Annotated in this window: 2 protein-coding genes; one reads left to right on the top strand and one right to left on the bottom strand. The window is 74.6% G+C overall.

Annotated elements, in window-relative coordinates:
- The first annotated feature begins 143 nt into the window (after nt 1-143).
- Nucleotides 144-1,400, top strand: coding sequence for an Ig-like domain-containing protein (locus tag ACFU6K_RS38250; protein ID WP_380671164.1), 1,257 nt, complete (start codon nt 144-146; stop codon nt 1,398-1,400).
- 30 nt (nt 1,401-1,430) lie between these two features.
- On the opposite strand, the gene ACFU6K_RS38245 is transcribed toward ACFU6K_RS38250, so the two are convergent.
- A complete protein-coding gene (locus ACFU6K_RS38245; RefSeq protein WP_380671166.1) occupies nt 1,431-1,802 on the bottom strand; it encodes a GntR family transcriptional regulator in 372 nt (123 codons plus the stop codon).
- Nucleotides 1,803-1,818 lie beyond the last annotated feature (16 nt).

Raw genomic sequence — 1,818 nt, 5'->3', positions numbered from 1 at the left:
AGGCCCTGCCGCGTTCCCGGGTGCCGCTGCGTCCCCGGGATGACGGCCTCACTCGGCCGGGTGAACCGGATGTCCCTCGGATGTCGCTTCGCCGGGGGCGTTCCTACGATCTGATCAATCGTGTGAAACCTTCGGAGGCGGCCATGGCCGACAGGCGCGGAATCGCAGCTCTCGGCGGCATCTCGCTGGCCCTCGCCGTGCTGGCCCCGCTGGCCGGCTGCACGGCCGGCGACGAGGAGCCGGTCGGACCGCACCGGATCGACGCGGCCCCGCTGGTCCACCTCTCGGCGGACGCCAAGGCCGACCCCTCCCAGCCGGTCACCGTGACGGCCGTCCGGGACAGCCGGCTCACCGACGTCACCGTGGTCGGCCCGGACGGCCGGGTGGTCGCCGGGAAACTGGCCGAGGACCAGCGCAGCTGGCAGACCACCGGCCGGCTGAAGGCCGCCACCGCGTACACGGTGCGGATCTCCGCCGACGACGGCAAGGGCGGCCGCGGCGACACCACCGCGAGCTTCAGCACCCTCGCCGCCGAGCGCCTGCTCACCGCCAAGCTCGGCCCGGACTCCTCCGGCAGCGGCGTCTACGGGGTGGGCCAGCCGCTCACCGTGGAGCTCTCCGAGGCGGTGAAGGACCCGCAGGCCCGCCAGGAGGTCGAGCGCGCCCTGACCGTCGGCTCCCAGCCCGCCGTCACCGGCGCCTGGTACTGGGTGGACGACAAGAACCTGCACTTCCGGCCGGAGGAGTACTGGCCGGCCGGGACGGCCGTCTCGCTGGCCTTCGACGGCACCGGCAGCCGGATCGCGGACGGCCTGTACGGCGGTGACCGCAGCTCGCTGAAGCTGCGGATCGGCGAGCGGGTGGAGTCGGTGATCGACGCGGCCGCCCACGAGCTCACCCTGAAGCGTGACGGCGAGGCGCTGCGGACCATCCCGGTCACCACCGGCAAGCCCGGCTTCGACACCCGCAACGGCGTCAAGGTGGTGCTCGGCCAGGAGCGGTCGGTCCGGATGAACGGCGAGACGATCGGGATAGCGCCGGGCAGCACGGAGTCCTACGACCTCGACGTGCTGTGGGCCACCCGGGTGACCTGGAGCGGCGAGTACGTCCACGCGGCGCCCTGGTCGGTCGGCTCGCAGGGCGTCGAGAACGTCAGCCACGGCTGTACCGGCATGAGCACCGGCAACGCCGAGTGGTTCTACCAGCACACCCGGGTGGGGGACCTGGTGACGGTGGTGAACAGCCGCGGCGGCCGGATGGAGCCCTTCGGCAACGGCTTCGGGGACTGGAACATCGCCTGGACGGACTGGATCAAGCACAGCGCCTCCGGACAGCCCGTCAGCACCACCGCACCGGCCTCCCAGGCCCCCGCGGCGGGGATGGTCCGCCCCGAGCTCTGAGCGCCCCCCTGAGGCCCCCTCCGGGGGAGTTCAGCCCTGCGGGTAGGCCAGCCGCAGGGCGGTGTCCACGGCGGCCAGGGCCTCCGCGCGGGAGACGCCCAGGCGGCTCGCCCGGGCGGCGTACTCGGCGGCGGCCTCGGCGGCCAGCCGGTGCGCGGCGTCCCCGGTGGCGGCGATCAGCGTGCCGCGCCGGCCGTGGGTCTCCACCACGCCGTCCGCCTCCAGCTCGCGGTAGGCCCGGGCGACGGTGCCGGCCGCCAGCCCCAGCTCCTCGGCCAGGGCGCGGACGGTGGGCAGCCGCAGCCCGGTCGGCAGCTCGCCGGAGCGGGCCCGCTCGGCGATCTGGGCGCGGATCTGCTCGTACGGGGGAGTGGCCGAGGCGGGGTCGACGGACAGCTGCACGGGGGCTCCTGAGGGC

Source organism: Kitasatospora sp. NPDC057512, assembly GCF_042802135.1.
In the GTDB taxonomy this organism is placed as follows: Bacteria; Actinomycetota; Actinomycetes; order Streptomycetales; family Streptomycetaceae; genus Kitasatospora.
Note: the sequence above shows the minus strand (reverse complement) of the source record. Positions and strands in the feature narration are given on the sequence as shown.

Bases quoted from the DNA above. Each gene is read 5' to 3' on its own strand.
- ACFU6K_RS38250 (WP_380671164.1), top strand. From the start codon at position 144: ATGGCCGACAGGCGCGGAATCGCAGCTCTCGGCGGCATCTCGCTGGCC.